Source organism: Streptomyces sp. TSRI0281 (assembly GCF_001905125.1).
Classification (GTDB): domain Bacteria; phylum Actinomycetota; class Actinomycetes; order Streptomycetales; family Streptomycetaceae; genus Streptomyces.
Genome location: NZ_LWLE01000014.1, coordinates 58,432 through 73,287, shown reverse-complemented (window position 1 = coordinate 73,287; position 14,856 = coordinate 58,432). Strand labels below are relative to the sequence as shown.

The window sequence follows — 14,856 nt, the reverse complement described above, 5'->3', positions numbered from 1 at the left end:
CCGGACCGGCCGGCGGCCTTCCCACCAGCCCCGTATCTCCACACGAAAGATCCCAGGCAATGTCTGAGACAACAGGTGCTTCCTACGCGGCAGCGGGCGTCGACATCGAAGCCGGTGACCGTGCCGTCGAGCTGATGAAGGAGTGGGTGAAGAAGACGCGTCGCCCGGAGGTCGAGGGCCTCGGCGGCCTCGGCGGTTTCGCCGGCCTCTTCGACGCCTCGGCGCTCAAGCGTTACGAGCGTCCCCTCCTCGCCTCCGCGACCGACGGTGTCGGTACGAAGGTCGACCTGGCGCGTCAGATGGGCGTGTACGACACCATCGGCCACGACCTCGTCGGCATGGTCGTCGACGACCTGGTCGTCTGCGGTGCCGAGCCGCTCTTCATGACCGACTACATCTGTGTCGGCAAGGTGCATCCCGAGCGTGTCGCGGCCATCGTGAAGGGCATCGCCGAAGGCTGTGTCCTGGCGGGCTGCGCGCTCGTCGGCGGCGAGACGGCCGAGCACCCGGGCCTGCTGGGCCCCGACGACTTCGATGTCGCCGGTGCCGGTACGGGCGTGGTCGAGGCCGAGAACCTGCTCGGGCCGGACCGTATCCGTAAGGGTGACGCGGTCATCGCGATGGCGTCCTCCGGCCTTCACTCCAACGGGTACTCGCTGGTCCGCCACGTCGTCTTCGACCGGGCCGGCTGGTCGCTGGACCGTCAGGTCGAGGAATTCGGCCGCACCCTCGGCGAGGAGCTCCTGGAGCCGACCAGGATCTACTCGCTGGACTGCCTGGCCCTCACCCGTACGACCGAGGTGCACGGCTTCAGCCATGTCACCGGCGGCGGCCTGGCCAACAACCTGGCCCGGGTCGTCCCGGACGGTCTGCACGCCACGGTGGACCGTTCCACCTGGACGCCCGGCGCGGTCTTCGACCTGGTCGGCAAGGCGGGCCGGGTCGAGCGGCTGGAGCTGGAGAAGACGCTCAACATGGGCGTCGGCATGATCGCGATCGTCCCGGCCGACTCGGTGGACGCCGCCCTGACGACCCTGGCCGACCGCGGGGTCGAGTCCTGGGTCGCCGGGGAGATCACCGACCGCGGCGCGCACACCACGGGCGCCGAGCTGACCGGCGACTACGCACGCTGAGCAGCGCTCACGGGCGCCGGACGGGTGGGATCACGCCCTCCGTCCGGCGGCCGGGCGCGGCTGCGCCGCTCCTGGACCCGGGCAACACAGAACCCGGTCCGGGACAGGCCCGGACCGGGTTGTTGTGTCAGCGCGAGGTCAAGCGCCGCGGCGCTGTGACGACGGACCGGACTGGTCGTCCTCGTCCTCGTCCTCGTCGTTGTACAGATCCGCGTACTGTGCGTACGGGTCATCTTCCTCGTCGTCGTCCTCGAACGGCTCAGCGTTCGGTGGTTGACTCGAAGGCGATGCGCCCAGCTCATTGGCCAGACGCGACAGGTCAGTCCCGCCGCTGCTGTACTTCAGCTGGCGGGCGACCTTGGTCTGCTTGGCCTTTGCCCGGCCGCGCCCCATGGCTCGACCCCCTCGGTGACGGGGCTCGACGGCCCCAGAGTCTTGACACGCGTTCATGTTTCAGGACGGACTCCCGTGAGAGAGACCGCGCCCGTAGAGCTTTAACGGTACCTGCTTCCGTGGCCATACGGTACGCCGCCCGCATCACGCACCCCGCCGCAGGGCCAGTGAGGAGCCCCGTCCTCCCTGGTCAACTGCGATTTTAACCTCTTCCTGGCGAACGACCCGCCGACCGGGGTGAGTCTTGTCTCGCCGGTCGGCGGGTCGTCCGGGCCCGGTCCGTGCGACGGACCGGCATACCTGGGTGACGGGCCGCCGAACGACCCGTGACCGATCAGTGACGGCGGGCTTCGGCCATGCGCTGCTCGGCGATGCGGTCGGCGGCCGCGGCCGGCGGAATCCCGTCGGCCTTCGCACGTGCGAATATGGCCAGCGTGGTGTCGAAGATCTTCGATGCCTTCGCCTTGCACCGGTCGAAGTCGAAACCGTGCAGCTCGTCGGCGACCTGGATCACGCCGCCGGCGTTGACCACGTAGTCGGGGGCGTAAAGAACCGACCGGTCGGCAAGGTCCTTCTCGACCCCGGGGTGGGCGAGCTGGTTGTTGGCCGCGCCGCACACCACCTTCGCGGTGAGCACCGGCACGGTGTCGTCGTCGAGGGCGCCGCCGAGCGCGCACGGGGCGTAGATGTCGAGGCCCTCGGTACGGATCAGCGCGGCGGTGTCCGCGACGACGGCGACCTCGGGGTGCAGGTCGGTGATCCGGCGTACGGACTCCTCGCGGACATCCGTGATCAGGACCTCGGCGCCGTCCCTGAGCAGGTGCTCGACGAGGTGGTGGCCCACCTTGCCGACACCCGCGACGCCGACCTTGCGGCCGCGCAGCGTCGGGTCGCCCCACAGGTGCTGCGCGGAGGCGCGCATGCCCTGGAAGACGCCGAAGGCGGTCAGGACGGAGGAGTCGCCCGCGCCGCCGTTCTCGGGGGAGCGGCCGGTGGTCCAGCGGCACTCCCGGGCGACGACGTCCATGTCGGCGACATAGGTGCCGACATCGCAGGCGGTGACGTAGCGCCCGCCGAGCGAGGCCACGAACCGCCCGTAGGCCAGCAGGAGTTCGTCCGTCTTGATCTGTTCCGGGTCGCCGATGATGACGGCCTTGCCGCCACCGTGGTCGAGTCCGGCCATGGCGTTCTTGTAGGACATGCCGCGCGAGAGGTTCAGCGCGTCCGCGACGGCCTCCTCCTCGGAGGCGTACGGATAGAAGCGGGTGCCGCCGAGGGCCGGGCCCAGGGCGGTGGAGTGGATGGCGATGACGGCCTTGAGGCCGCTGGCACGGTCCTGGCAGATCACGACTTGCTCGTGGCCCCCCTGATCCGAGTGGAACAGGGTGTGCAGGACGCCGTCGGTCACATCGGTCACTGTGGTGACTCCCAAGTACGAAGCGGCGGAAGCCCTCCTGAAGGTGGGGAGGGCCCTGTACCGGCCGGGGCACGGCCGGTACGGGCAAGAGCGTAAGTCCTACGGACCCGTAGATCCGTGCCGGTGTGGAGGATCACCCCCTGGCGGAGTACGGGCGTGACACGATTTACCGCATGTCGGTGGTGTCTTCAGTGCTCGTCCCTTACACGTCCTATCTCCGGGTGTACGAGCCCCTCGCCGCTTTCCCGGAGCCCGAACGAAGTCATTGGACCCGGTACGCGCAGCGCTCCGCCCTGCCCACGTACCAGGACGAACTGCGTCGCTCGCTGGCGGACTTGGTGCCGACCCCGCCGGTCGGGGTGCCCGTGCACGAGAGCGGGGACGCGTTCGTGGCGGAGCTGGACGGGGTGGTGTGCGTCTGTCCGTGGCGTACCCGGCTGCGCGGATGGCTGGCTCTGGAGGAGCTCGGGGGGTTGTTTCCGGCCACTGTGCTCGACGCGGTGCTGCCGCCTGTCGTCCGGGGGCAGGCGCTCGCGGACCATGAGCGCTGGCAGAAGCGGAATCCGGACGCGCGGCCATGGATCCGCTCCACGGTGTGGCACATCCCGGTGCGCTGGTTCGTGCTCTTCTCCGACGAGGAGCGGGAGTACGGGGCGGCGGCCGACGACGGCGGGCCGTCCGTGCTGCGCTACCGGACGCCGATGGTGCAGGCGCGGCGCCGGCTGGCGCGGGCGCTCAAGACGCTGCGCGAGAGCGTCGACGACGGGCCGCTGTCCGAGGGACTGGTGGATGTGGGGCGCTGGCTGGAGGAATTCCATCCTCGGGCGCTGGTCGAGCTCGACTACGGCGGTCTGGTGCACGCGCTGCCGGCGGAGCACCTCGCGGCGGACCGGTCGGCCGCGGACGTGGCCGAAGGGCTCGCGGCGCTCCGGGACGGCGACAGCGACGGTGCGGGGGTGGCGTACGCCCGGCTCGCGGAGCGCTGGCGGGCGGTAAAGGACCGCCAGTTCACCAATTGACGTGAAAAGGCACACAGCGGCATCAATCTGAGTGAACCGGGGCATCCTCAGTTCGGGACGAACCGAACCGTGGGAGGAGGTGCCGGGAAGAGGTGCCGGGAGGTGCCGGGAAGAGCCGGGAGGACGGCCGGTCATCGCGGGAACGCATGGAACTCGCGGGAACCGGCAGGGTCTGATGGGAACTGACGGGGTGTGAACCTGCGTCCCGTGTGACACGTGGGATGGGCGAGGCGGAAGAGTACTCCCACGGGCCTAGGACCTACGTCCCGAACCGGGCCTTTGCCTCAAGCGTGACGGATAGCACTAACGGGGCCCTTGCGCCCATCCCTACTCCTCGTGCCAAAATAGGACAAGGAGTCCGGGGAGGGCTCCGTCCGCCCAACTATGGGTGGAATGCTCAGCATTGCACGCTATGGGGGGTCTGGTGACTCCTGATCGCTCTGTGACTGATCGTCACGGTGGTGTGACTGTCCGCTATGGCATGGTCCATCGGCTTCCGTCGCTGATGAACACCTGGGAGGGCAATTCCATCGGTTTGGCCGAAGCGGCTGGACGGATGGTGTAGTTGTAGTGCCGAGGACAAGCCGTTCGTCCTATAACCGACTCGGCCCGCGTCCGCCATTTCGGGCAACGTGGGTCAAGGTGCAGAATTTAGAGGAAAGAACCGAGAATGTTCGGTTCTCCCGAGGAGGCCGCTCATGACCGCTCGCACCCCTGATGCCGAGCCGCTGCTGACCCCGGCTGAGGTTGCCACGATGTTCCGCGTGGACCCGAAGACGGTCACCCGTTGGGCCAAGGCTGGCAAGCTCACGTCCATCCGCACGCTCGGTGGGCATCGCCGGTACCGCGAGGCAGAGGTCCGCGCACTGCTTGCGGGTATTCCGCAGCAGCGTAGCGAGGCCTGACACACCCCTGTCGCGCCGCACCACAACCGGGCAGCTGCCAGGTCCCCCATACCTCAGCCGCCCACCCATAGCTCCACACGACGGACGCCCGCCCCAACGGGCGTCATTCCTTCGTAAGACGGGTACGTCGTTTTGATCGCGCTGGACTCCGCCGGGTCCAGCGCGATCTTTTTTTGTGCCCCGACGGCGTCGGGGCGGGTGTCCCGGCCGGGGGTCCGGCGCGGCGTCCGGCCGGGGTGTCCGCGCGGGGCATCGGAACCGCGCGGTCGGTTCGGTTCGGTGGTCTGTGGGTGGGTCTGTGGGGGACTGTGGGTGAGCGTCCGGGACGCGGTGGGGCAGCTCCGGACGGAACGGTCCGGTAGCGCTGTCGAGGTAGTGCAATTGCACATATTAAATTCGCCAGTTGTAGGAAGGGTGTAAGGTCCCCCCTTCCGAAAACTGTTCCCGTGACTCCCGTCACATCGCCCGAAGCTTGCCAACTACGAGCCTGCCACTGCGGGGAGGCGGAACGGTCCCGCCGTTGGTCATGCCGGGGCGGGACTTTCGTCCTCGGTCCCCTCCCGCGCTCCGGCGGGCCGCTCCCCCCTCTCGGGCGCCTCGTGCGCCTCGGGGGCGTCCGAGGCCTCCTGGGGAGCCTCCGGGGTCTCCGGAGGCGCGTACGGGGCCTCAGGGGCCGTCAGGGGCTCCATGGCGAGACGCAGGAGGCGATGGCAGACCGGACAGTGCCGGGTGAGATGCCGGAAGTCGGAGGCGGCCGCCAGATGGGCCCGCAGCAGTGCGCGGGTCTCATGCCGTGCCGTGGACGCGGACATACGAGCCACCTCCCGGTGGACCCGGCCGCCTCTCGCCGAAGGAAACAGGGGCGGCCTCTGTCTCTACGGGTTACCCGTGGCGGATGCCGCCGTCAAGACGCACGAAAGCCCGGATCCAGAGGATCCGGGCTTTCGTCTACTGCGGTCCTGACGGGATTTGAACCCGCGGCCTCCACCTTGACAGGGTGGCGAGCACTCCAAACTGCTCCACAGGACCAGGTTTTCGCTGCCTGCCTCGCGGCTGGCTGCGAAACCAGACTGTACAGGAGGTGGGAGGTCCAGGTCGACTTCACTCCTGGTGGTGACTCCGTCACTCCTCCGGAGCGGCCCCGGTCACGGGGCCGCGGCGTCGATCGCCTTCACGATCCGCTTGTCCGAGACCGGGAACGCCGTGCCCAGCGCGTGCGCGAAGTAGCTCACGCGCAGCTCCTCGATCATCCAGCGGATGTCCAGCACCTCCTGCGGAACGGGCCTGCCCTGCGGCAGCTGTTCGAGCAGCCACGCGTACTCGTCCGCCATCTCGTGCACCTTCTCCATGCGCGTGGTGTCGCGCTGGACGGCCGTCGGCATCTGCTGGAGCCGACGGTCCACGGCGACCAGGTAGCGCATGAGGTCGGGCAGCCTGCGCAGCCCGGTGGCGGTGACGAAACCGGGCGGCACGAGCCGGGCCAGCTGGTCGCGCACATCCGTGACGTTGTTGACCAGCGTCAGGCTGTTGGTGGACTTCAGCCGGCGCTCGCACGCCTGCCAGGCCGCCAGGATCTGCTGCACCTGGTCGATCGTGCGGACGGTCAGGTCCACCAGATCGGCGCGCACCTTGTCGAACAGCTTCCGGAACGCCTGCTCGTCCCAGGCCGGACCGCCGTGGGCGGCGATCAGCCGGTCCGCGGCGGCGGTCGCGCAGTCCTCGAAGAGCGCCTGGACGGAGCCGTGCGGATTGCGGGACAGGGCCAGCTTCTGCTGGTTGGTGAGCCGGTCCGAGGCGAACTTGGCGGGGTTCACCGGGATGTTCAGCAGGATCAGCTTCCGGGTGCCGCGCCACATCGCCTGCTGCTGCTCGGCCTCGGTGTCGAAGAGCCGTACGGCGATGCTCTCGCCCTGGTCGACCAGGGCCGGGTACGCCTTGACCGGCTGCCCGGCCCGCCGGGTCTCGAAGACACGGTTCAGCGCGCCGATCGTCCAGTCGGTGAGGCCGGAGCGCTCGATGGACTCGCCCGAGGGGCCGGCGGTCTCCGCCGCGGCCTTGGAGAGGGCCTGGCGGGCCTTGGGGCGCAGCTGGAGCTTCAGCGCCTCCAGGTCCTTGTCCTCGGCGACCTTGCGGCGCCGCTCGTCGACGATCCGGAACGTGATCTTCAGGTGATCCGGGACGCGGGTCAGGTCGAAGTCACCGGCCGTGACCGGGACGCCGACCATCCGCTGGAGCTCACGGGCCAGCGTGAACGGCAGCGGCTCCTGGAGGGGCACGGCCCGGTCCAGGAACTTGTCCGCGTAGTTCGGCGCGGGGACGTAGTGCCGGCGGATCGGCTTGGGCAGCGAGCGGATCAGCTCGGTGACCACCTCCTCGCGCAGCCCCGGGATCTGCCAGTCGAAGCCCTCGGAGGTGACCTGGTTGAGGACCTGGAGCGGGACGTGGACGGTCACACCGTCGGCGTCGGCCCCGGGCTCGAACTGGTACGTCACCCGGAACTTGAGCTTCCCCTGCCGCCAGGAGTCCGGGTAGTCGTCCTTGGTGACGGCCCCGGCCTTCTCGTTGATGAGCATCGAGCGCTCGAAGTCCAGCGCGTCCGGCTCGTCATGGCGCTTGTGCTTCCACCACGAGTCGAAGTGGGCTCCGGAGACGACGTGCTCCGGAATCCGCTGGTCGTAGAAGTCGAAGAGCGTCTCGTCGTCCACGAGGATGTCGCGGCGCCGGGCACGGTGCTCCAACTCCTCGACCTCGCCGAGGAGTTTGCGATTGTCATGGAAGAACTGGTGGTGCGTGCGCCAGTCGCCCTCGACCAGGGCGTTGCGGATGAACAGGTCCCGCGAGGTCTCCTGATCGATTCGGCCGAAATTGATCTTGCGCTGGGCGATGATCGGTACCCCGTAGAGGGTCACCCGCTCGAACGCCATCACCGCCGCCTGGTCCTTCTCCCAGTGCGGCTCGCTGTAGGTGCGCTTCAGCAGATGCTGGGCCAGCGGCTCGATCCACTCCGGCTCGACCCGGGCATTGACCCGCGCCCACAGCCGGGACGTCTCGACCAGCTCCGCCGACATCACGAACCGGGGCTGCTTCTTGAACAGGGCGGATCCGGGGAAGATCGCGAACTTGGCGCTCCGGGCGCCCAGGTACTCGTTCTTCTCCGTGTCCTTGAGCCCGATGTGCGACAGCAGCCCGGCCAGCAGCGAGGTGTGCACCGCCTGCTCGGGCGGGGCCGTGTCCGCCGCAGGCTCCTCCACCTGCATGCCCATCTGCTTCGCGACCGTGCGCAGCTGGGCGTAGATGTCCTGCCACTCACGGATGCGCAGGAAGTTCAGATACTCCTGCTTGCACATCCGGCGGAAGCTGGAGGAGCCGCGCTCCTTCTGCTGCTCGCGGATGTAGCGCCACAGATTCAGGAACGCCAGGAAGTCGGAGGTCTCGTCCCGGAACCGGGCGTGCTGCTGATCGGCCTGCGTCTGCTTCTCCGAGGGCCGCTCGCGCGGGTCCTGGATGGAGAGCGCGGCGGCGATCACCATGACCTCGCGGACACAGCCGTTGCGCTCGGCCTCGATGACCATGCGGGCCAGCCGCGGGTCGACGGGCAGCTGGGAGAGCTTGCGCCCCAGCTCCGTCAGCCTCTTCCTGGGGTCCTTCTCGTCGGGATCCAGCGCTCCCAGTTCCTGGAGCAGCTGCACGCCGTCACGGATGTTGCGGTGGTCCGGCGGGTCGATGAAGGGGAACTTCTCGATCTCGCCGAGGCCGGCCGCGGTCATCTGGAGGATGACGGAGGCCAGATTCGTCCGGAGGATCTCCGGGTCCGTGAACTCCGGGCGGGTCACGAAGTCGTCCTCGGAGTACAGCCGGATGCAGATGCCGTCCGACGTACGGCCGCAGCGGCCCTTGCGCTGATTGGCGCTGGCCTGGGAGATCCGCTCGATCGGCAGCCGCTGGACCTTGGTGCGGTGGCTGTAGCGGGAGATGCGGGCGTTGCCCGGGTCGATCACGTACTTGATGCCGGGGACGGTCAGCGAGGTCTCGGCGACGTTCGTCGCGAGGACGATCCGGCGGCCCGTATGACGCTGGAACACCCGGTGCTGCTCGGCGTGCGAGAGGCGCGCGTACAGGGGGAGCACCTCGGTGTGCCGGAGGTTGCGTTTGTTCAGCGCGTCCGCGGTGTCGCGGATCTCCCGCTCGCCGGAGAGGAAGACCAGGACATCGCCCGGCCCCTCCGCGTGGAGCTCGTCGACGGCGTCGCAGATCGCGGTGATCTGGTCCCGGTCGGAGTCCTCGCTCTCCTCTTCGAGGAGCGGCCGGTAGCGCACCTCGACCGGATACGTACGCCCGCTGACCTCGACGATCGGCGCCTCGCCGAAGTGCTTGGCGAAGCGCTCGGGGTCGATGGTCGCGGAGGTGATGACGACCTTGAGATCCGGGCGCCTGGGCAGCAGCCGGGCCAGATAGCCGAGCAGGAAGTCGATGTTCAGCGACCGCTCGTGGGCCTCGTCGATGATGATCGTGTCGTACGCGAGCAGCTCGCGGTCCGTCTGGATCTCCGCCAGCAGGATGCCGTCCGTCATCAGCTTCACGAAGGTCGACTCCGGGTTCACCTGGTCGGTGAAGCGGACCTTCCAGCCGACGGTCTCGCCGAGCGGGGTGTTCAGCTCCTCGGCGACCCGCTCCGCGACCGTGCGCGCGGCGATCCGGCGCGGCTGGGTGTGCCCGATCATGCCCCGGACGCCGCGCCCCAGCTCCATACAGATCTTGGGGATCTGCGTGGTTTTGCCGGACCCGGTCTCACCGGCGACGATCACGACCTGGTGGTCGCGTATCGCCTCAAGGATCTCGTCCTTCTTCTGGCTGACCGGCAGCTGTTCCGGGTACGACAGGGCGGGCATCCGCGCGGCGCGCCCGGCGAGCCGCTCAGCTGCCTTCCCCGATTCGGCCGCGATCTCGTCCAGCACGGACTGTCGGGCCTCGGGCTTGCGGATGCGGCGCGCGCCTTCGAGGCGACGGCCGAGCCGGTGCGCGTCACGGAGGGAGAGCCGTCCGAGCTGGGACTGGAGATCGGCAAAGGAAGTAGACATACGGGTCCCAGGATCTCACCCGCGCCCAAGGAGTGGCGAACGTATTTCGCGCGGGCTGCGTCACCTTCCCGGTGACCGCGGGAGCGGACGCGGTCACGGCACGTACCATTTCGGGCAACTGAACGCGTGTGCCCCGCAGGATTCCCCAGGAAGGCCGTCCCCGTGTCCCGTACGCAGTGGTGCTGCCTGGCGGCGGTGCTCGCGGTCGTCATGGGGCTGTTCTGCGGACCGGCGGCGACGGCGGCGACGGTGACTGGGGCGCACGGGGCCCCGGCGCACGGGGCGGCGGCCGTGAGCACCCCAACCGTTCCGCCCGCCGTTTCGACCGCCGTCTCCTCCGTCGATGAGGACCGGCGCGGCAGCCGCATCCCGGGCTGCGGCAAGAAGCGCGGCCACGACGGCACCGAACCCGCCGTCCCGGCCCGGACCCGCACGGCGCACGACCAGGCGCCCGGACTCGCCCACTGGGGCCTTCCCGCGGCCGTGGGCCAGGAACCGCCCCGGTCGCTCGTACGGATACGCCCGCGCGCCCCCGCACCGGCCACGCCCACCCCGGTCGAACTCTCCGTGCTGAGGGTGTAGCAGCCCCGCTGCCCCGCCCCACCCTGCCCTGTTCCTCCGCACCACCAGCACGGAGTGCCGCATGCCCACGCCCACATCCCCGTCGAAGAAATCTGCCTCCTCCTCTTCCTCCGCCGCCAGGAAGCCCCTGCTGTACGGAGCCGTCGTCGTCCTCGCCGCCGGGCTCCTCGGTTTCGTCTCCTACCGGGCGACCGCCCCCGACTCCGGCTCCGGCCCGGTGGAAACCTCCGGCGCCTCCGCACCGGCCGCCGAGGTGTCCACCGACCCGGAGGAGGGCGTCTACCCCGAACTGGCCGGGCTTGCCCGCCGCGACGCCGGCGACAAGCTGGCCCAGGGCCGCGCGGACGCCCCCGTCGTGCTCATCGAGTACGCCGACTTCAAGTGCGGCTACTGCGGGAAGTTCGCCCGCGACACCGAGCCCGAGCTGATCGAGAAGTACGTCGAGAACGGCACCCTGCGCATCGAGTGGCGCAACTTCCCGATCTTCGGCGAGGAGTCCGAGGCCGCCGCCCGCGCCGCCTGGGCCGCCGGGCAGCAGAACCGCTTCTGGCAGTTCCACGAGGCCGCGTACGCCGAGGGCGCCAAGGAGAAGGGCTTCGGCAAGGACCGGCTCAAGGCGCTCGCCCAGCAGGCCGGGGTGAAGGACGTCGACCGGTTCATGACCGACCTGGACGGCTCCGCGGCCCGCGCCGCGGTCAGCAAGGACCAGGAGCAGGGGTACGGCATCGGCGCCACCTCCACCCCCTCGTTCCTGATCAACGGCCGCCCGATCGCCGGAGCCCAGCCGATGGAGACCTTCACGCAGGCCATCGAGACGGCGGCCGAGAAGGCGAAGAGCACGGGCTCCGGCACCGGCAACGCGGGGAACTCCGCGAAGTGACGGCGGACATCGGCTACTTCGCGGCCTTCCTCGGCGGACTGCTGGCCCTGGTCAGCCCGTGCAGCGCCCTGCTGCTCCCGGCCTTCTTCGCGTACTCCATCGACTCCACCTCACGCCTGCTGGCCCGTACCGGCATCTTCTACGCCGGTCTGGCCACCACCCTCGTCCCGCTCGGCGCCGCCGGTTCGTACGCGGGCCGGCTCTTCTACAGCCACCGCGACGCCCTGGTGACGGGCGCGGGCTGGCTGATCATCGGGCTCGGCGTCGCGCAGATCGTCGGCCTGGGCTTCGCCTCGCGGCGGATCGCGGCCCTCAGCGGCCGCATCCGCCCCACGACCGCGTTCTCGGTCTACGCCCTGGGCGCGGTGTACGGCCTGGCCGGATTCTGCGCGGGTCCGATCCTGGGCAGTGTCCTCACCGTGGCGGCCGTCAGCGGCAGCCCGGTCTACGGCGGGCTGCTGCTCGCCGTCTACGCGCTGGGCATGGCCGTACCGCTGTTCGTGCTGGCGCTGCTGTGGGAACGCTTCGACCTCGGCCGCCGCGCCTGGCTGCGCGGCCGTACCTTCCGGCTCGGCCGCTTCGAGCTGCACACCACGTCGCTGCTCTCGGGGCTGTTCTTCATCGGCCTCGGTGCGCTGTTCCTCATCTACGACGGGACGACCGCGCTGCCCGGACTGCTGGACGTGGACGACTCGTTCGCGGTCGAGCAGTGGGCGCAGCGCCTCGGGGAACGCGTTCCGGACGTGGCGCTGCTGGGGTCCGTGGTGGCTCTGGTGGTGCTGGTTCTGGGGGTACGGGCCTGGCGGCGGCGGGACACCGCGGCACCGGAGCAGGCAGAGGCACCGGAGCAGAGGGAAAAGGAAGACGCCTGACACGACGAAGGCCCCGTCCACCGGACGGGGCCTTCGGGTGGTGGCTGGGGCCGGGATCGAACCGGCGACCTATCGCTTTTCAGGCGATCGCTCGTACCAACTGAGCTACCCAGCCACGCAGCGCACAAGGGCTGCAGCGGTCCTGACGGGATTTGAACCCGCGGCCTCCACCTTGACAGGGTGGCGAGCACTCCAAACTGCTCCACAGGACCAAGCAATGTGCGAGACGAGTCTCGCACACAGTAAAGCGTGCCCCCAACGGGATTCGAACCCGTGCTACCGCCTTGAAAGGGCGGCGTCCTGGGCCACTAGACGATGAGGGCTAATTGGCCCACCTGTTCGCTTTGCAGCGCGTCGGGGACGTGAGAAGCATATGGGATGCGGGGAGCTATCGCCAAAACGGTTTACGGGGAGGTCGCGGCGGGCGTCGGCGGGGGCGAGGCGTTCTTCAGATTCTCCTCCGGCAGATGGCGGCTGACCTCGGCCGTCGTCAGGCCCAGACCGCCCAGCGTGATCTCGTCCCAGGCCTGTAGACGGCGGGTGGCCCGGTCCAGATAGAGCACCGAGGCACGCACCTTCTCGGGCTTCTCGTTCTGCACGGCGCGCAGCCCCCCGCCGCCCGTGGAGCCCTCGACCTTCAGCCGCGTACCGCGCTTCAGGAGTTCGTTCACCCGGTGGTGCACATGCCCGGCGAGGACGAGCGGGACCGTGCCGTCGGTCTCCCGGGCGGCGTTCGGGTCGTGGGCGACCGCGATGTCCACCGGGGTGCCGGCCCGTTTCTGGCCGCGGATCGCCGAGGCGAGCCGTGCGCCCGCCGCCTGTTCGGCCGCCCGGCCCTCGGCGGGGATCGCGCGGTCCGGGGTGAACTGGGGGTCGCCGGTGCCCGCGATCCGCAGTCCGGCCACGCTCACCGCGCTGCCCTCGTCCAGGACGTGCACGTTCTCGAAGCCCTTCAGATACTGCTGGGTGATCGGGGAGTCGTGGTTGCCGCGGACCCAGACGTAGGGCGCGCCGAGATCGCGGATCGGGTCCAGGAAGCCGTTCTCGGCGGCACTGCCGTGGTCCATGGTGTCGCCGGAGTCGATGATCACGCCGATCTCGTACTGCTCGACGAGCGAGCCGATGATGTGCCAGGCCGCGGGGTTGAGGTGGACGTCGGAGACGTGCAGGACGCGGATGGTGCCGGGGTCCGGGCGGTAGACGGGGAGCGTGGACGTGGCGTCGTACAGCTTGGTGACATTGGTGACGAGCCGGGCCAGTTCCTGCTGGTAGACGTCGAACTCGGTGACGATCGAGCGGGCGTCGCCGACGACGGACGGGGCGCTGGACAGCAGTCCGGAGAACCGGGGCTCCAGGACGGACTTCGGGTTCCAGGTGGCGTACGCGCTGACGCCGGACGCGGCCAGGAGCGTCAGCGCGAGCCCTCCGGCGGCCATGGCGCGGCGCGGGCGGCGGTAGACGGCGAGGCCGAGCGCGGTGGCGCCGGAGACGACGGCCACGCAGGACCGCACGGCCAGGTCACGGGTGCCGGTGGCGACGTCCCGGGTGACCTGGTCCTGGAGGCCGGAGAACTGTTCGGGGTGGTCGACCAGGGTCTGCGAGCGCGCCGGGTCGAGGCGGTCGACATCGACGTCGAGACGCAGCGGCGCGACGTGCGAGTTCAGCTCCAGGGCGCCGAGCGGGGACACGTTGATCCTGCTGCCGCCGGTGAGGGAGGGGCGCAGGGTCATGTTCGTGTCCATGGGGCCGACCGGCGTACGGACGCTGCCCACGACCAGCAGTCCCAGCCAGGCCCCCAGCACGACGACGGCGAGCAGGCCCAGCGCGCGGAGGTACGGGTTCGGGGCGGCGGCGAGGGGGCCGGCGGGGAGGCCGGGTCGCTCGGGCGGGCCGAGGCGTGTGCGGAGGGGGTTGCGGAAGGAGCGGCGGAGGGAGTTGCGGAGGTGCGGGCGCTTGGTTCGGGAGCGGTGCCGGGTGCGGTCGACTGCGGCACGGAACGGGTCGCGGGCCATTGGACCCGTATGCCCCGATACGGCCCCCGACATGCGGGGGCGCTGTGCCGGGACCCCGGACCGGACCGCCGGAGCCCGCCCGTCCCGGCCGGTCGTACGTGACAATGGCGGGGTGCTGGAGATGACGCGGGAGCAGTTCGAAGAGCTGGTGAGCCAGGCTCTTGACCGGATTCCGCCGGAGCTGACGCGGCTGATGGACAACGTCGCGGTGTTCGTCGAGGACGAACCGGCCCCCGGCGACCCCGAGCTGCTCGGGCTGTACGAGGGCACGCCGCTCACCGACCGCGGTGAGTGGTACGCGGGTGTGCTGCCGGACCGGATCACCATCTACCGGGGTCCGACGCTGCGGATGTGCGAGTCGCACGAGGACGTCGTCGCCGAGACGGAGATCACCGTGGTCCACGAGATCGCCCACCACTTCGGCATCGACGACGAGCGGCTGCACGCGCTGGGGTACGGGTGAGCTCTCCCCGGCCCGAGCGGGAGCCCGACGGCGACAGCGACGGCCACGGTGACGGGTTCGGCCACGGTGACGGGTTCGGCAACGGTGCCGGGGGCCGCGGCG

The 14,856-nt window shown here is 69.9% G+C and carries 12 protein-coding genes and 4 tRNA genes; 7 read left to right on the top strand and 9 right to left on the bottom strand.

The window, feature by feature from the left end; genetic code table 11:
* The first annotated feature begins 59 nt into the window (after positions 1–59).
* Positions 60–1,133, top strand: a complete 1,074-nt coding sequence (gene purM, locus A6A29_RS21610) for a phosphoribosylformylglycinamidine cyclo-ligase (protein WP_073722086.1) — start codon at positions 60–62, stop codon at positions 1,131–1,133.
* A 138-nt stretch (positions 1,134–1,271) separates the two neighbouring features.
* Here purM and A6A29_RS21605 read toward each other — a convergent pair whose 3' ends face one another.
* Together A6A29_RS21605 and A6A29_RS21600 are read right to left on the bottom strand one after the other, a co-directional pair.
* A complete protein-coding gene (locus A6A29_RS21605; RefSeq protein ID WP_073722084.1) occupies positions 1,272–1,526 on the bottom strand; it encodes a DUF3073 domain-containing protein in 255 nt (84 codons plus the stop codon).
* A gap of 334 nt (positions 1,527–1,860) precedes the next feature.
* Positions 1,861–2,943, bottom strand: coding sequence for a Leu/Phe/Val dehydrogenase (locus tag A6A29_RS21600; protein ID WP_107468279.1), 1,083 nt, complete (start codon positions 2,941–2,943; stop codon positions 1,861–1,863).
* Between the two features lie 173 nt (positions 2,944–3,116).
* Here A6A29_RS21600 and A6A29_RS21595 point away from each other — a divergent pair, with 173 nt between their 5' ends.
* Together A6A29_RS21595 and bldC are read left to right on the top strand one after the other, a co-directional pair.
* Positions 3,117–3,962: a hypothetical protein gene (locus tag A6A29_RS21595; RefSeq protein ID WP_073722150.1), complete on the top strand. Its 846-nt coding sequence runs from the start codon at positions 3,117–3,119 to the stop codon at positions 3,960–3,962.
* A 698-nt stretch (positions 3,963–4,660) separates the two neighbouring features.
* A complete protein-coding gene (gene bldC, locus A6A29_RS21590; RefSeq protein ID WP_003949541.1) occupies positions 4,661–4,867 on the top strand; it encodes a developmental transcriptional regulator BldC in 207 nt (68 codons plus the stop codon).
* Positions 4,868–5,391: 524 nt separating this feature from the next.
* Here bldC and A6A29_RS21585 read toward each other — a convergent pair.
* From A6A29_RS21585 to hrpA, 3 genes are all read right to left on the bottom strand, one after another.
* Positions 5,392–5,679 (bottom strand): DUF6274 family protein, encoded by a 288-nt coding sequence (locus A6A29_RS21585; protein WP_073722080.1) that lies wholly within the window; start codon positions 5,677–5,679, stop codon positions 5,392–5,394.
* Positions 5,680–5,821: 142 nt separating this feature from the next.
* A tRNA-Asp gene (locus A6A29_RS21580) sits at positions 5,822–5,896 on the bottom strand.
* A gap of 116 nt (positions 5,897–6,012) precedes the next feature.
* Positions 6,013–9,945, bottom strand: a complete 3,933-nt coding sequence (hrpA, locus tag A6A29_RS21575) for an ATP-dependent RNA helicase HrpA (RefSeq protein ID WP_073722078.1) — start codon at positions 9,943–9,945, stop codon at positions 6,013–6,015.
* A gap of 162 nt (positions 9,946–10,107) precedes the next feature.
* Between hrpA and A6A29_RS21570 the strand changes: the two genes are divergently transcribed.
* From A6A29_RS21570 to A6A29_RS21560, 3 genes are all read left to right on the top strand, one after another.
* The gene (locus tag A6A29_RS21570) at positions 10,108–10,527 is read left to right on the top strand and encodes a hypothetical protein (protein ID WP_073722076.1); all 420 of its coding nucleotides are present in this window, start codon (positions 10,108–10,110) and stop codon (positions 10,525–10,527) included.
* A gap of 61 nt (positions 10,528–10,588) precedes the next feature.
* Positions 10,589–11,407 carry a DsbA family protein gene (locus A6A29_RS21565; protein ID WP_073722074.1) on the top strand — a complete coding sequence of 273 codons (819 nt, stop codon included), beginning with the start codon at positions 10,589–10,591 and terminating at the stop codon, positions 11,405–11,407.
* Positions 11,404–12,279, top strand: coding sequence for a cytochrome c biogenesis CcdA family protein (locus A6A29_RS21560; protein WP_073722072.1), 876 nt, complete (start codon positions 11,404–11,406; stop codon positions 12,277–12,279). Before A6A29_RS21565 ends, A6A29_RS21560 begins: the two co-directional genes overlap by 4 nt.
* Before the next feature lie 38 nt (positions 12,280–12,317).
* On the opposite strand, the gene A6A29_RS21555 is transcribed toward A6A29_RS21560, so the two are convergent.
* The 4 genes from A6A29_RS21555 to A6A29_RS21540 all read right to left on the bottom strand — a co-directional run bounded on the left by A6A29_RS21555 (position 12,318) and on the right by A6A29_RS21540 (position 14,291).
* Positions 12,318–12,394, bottom strand: a tRNA-Phe gene (locus A6A29_RS21555).
* A 22-nt stretch (positions 12,395–12,416) separates the two neighbouring features.
* Positions 12,417–12,491: transfer RNA gene (locus A6A29_RS21550), tRNA-Asp, on the bottom strand.
* Between the two features lie 38 nt (positions 12,492–12,529).
* Positions 12,530–12,602: transfer RNA gene (locus tag A6A29_RS21545), tRNA-Glu, on the bottom strand.
* A gap of 81 nt (positions 12,603–12,683) precedes the next feature.
* Positions 12,684–14,291 (bottom strand): metallophosphoesterase family protein, encoded by a 1,608-nt coding sequence (locus tag A6A29_RS21540; RefSeq protein WP_073722070.1) that lies wholly within the window; start codon positions 14,289–14,291, stop codon positions 12,684–12,686.
* 112 nt (positions 14,292–14,403) lie between these two features.
* Between A6A29_RS21540 and A6A29_RS21535 the strand changes: the two genes are divergently transcribed.
* Complete coding sequence (locus A6A29_RS21535) at positions 14,404–14,754, top strand: metallopeptidase family protein (protein ID WP_198953131.1); 351 nt, start codon at positions 14,404–14,406, stop codon at positions 14,752–14,754.
* The last annotated feature ends 102 nt before the right edge of the window (positions 14,755–14,856 follow it).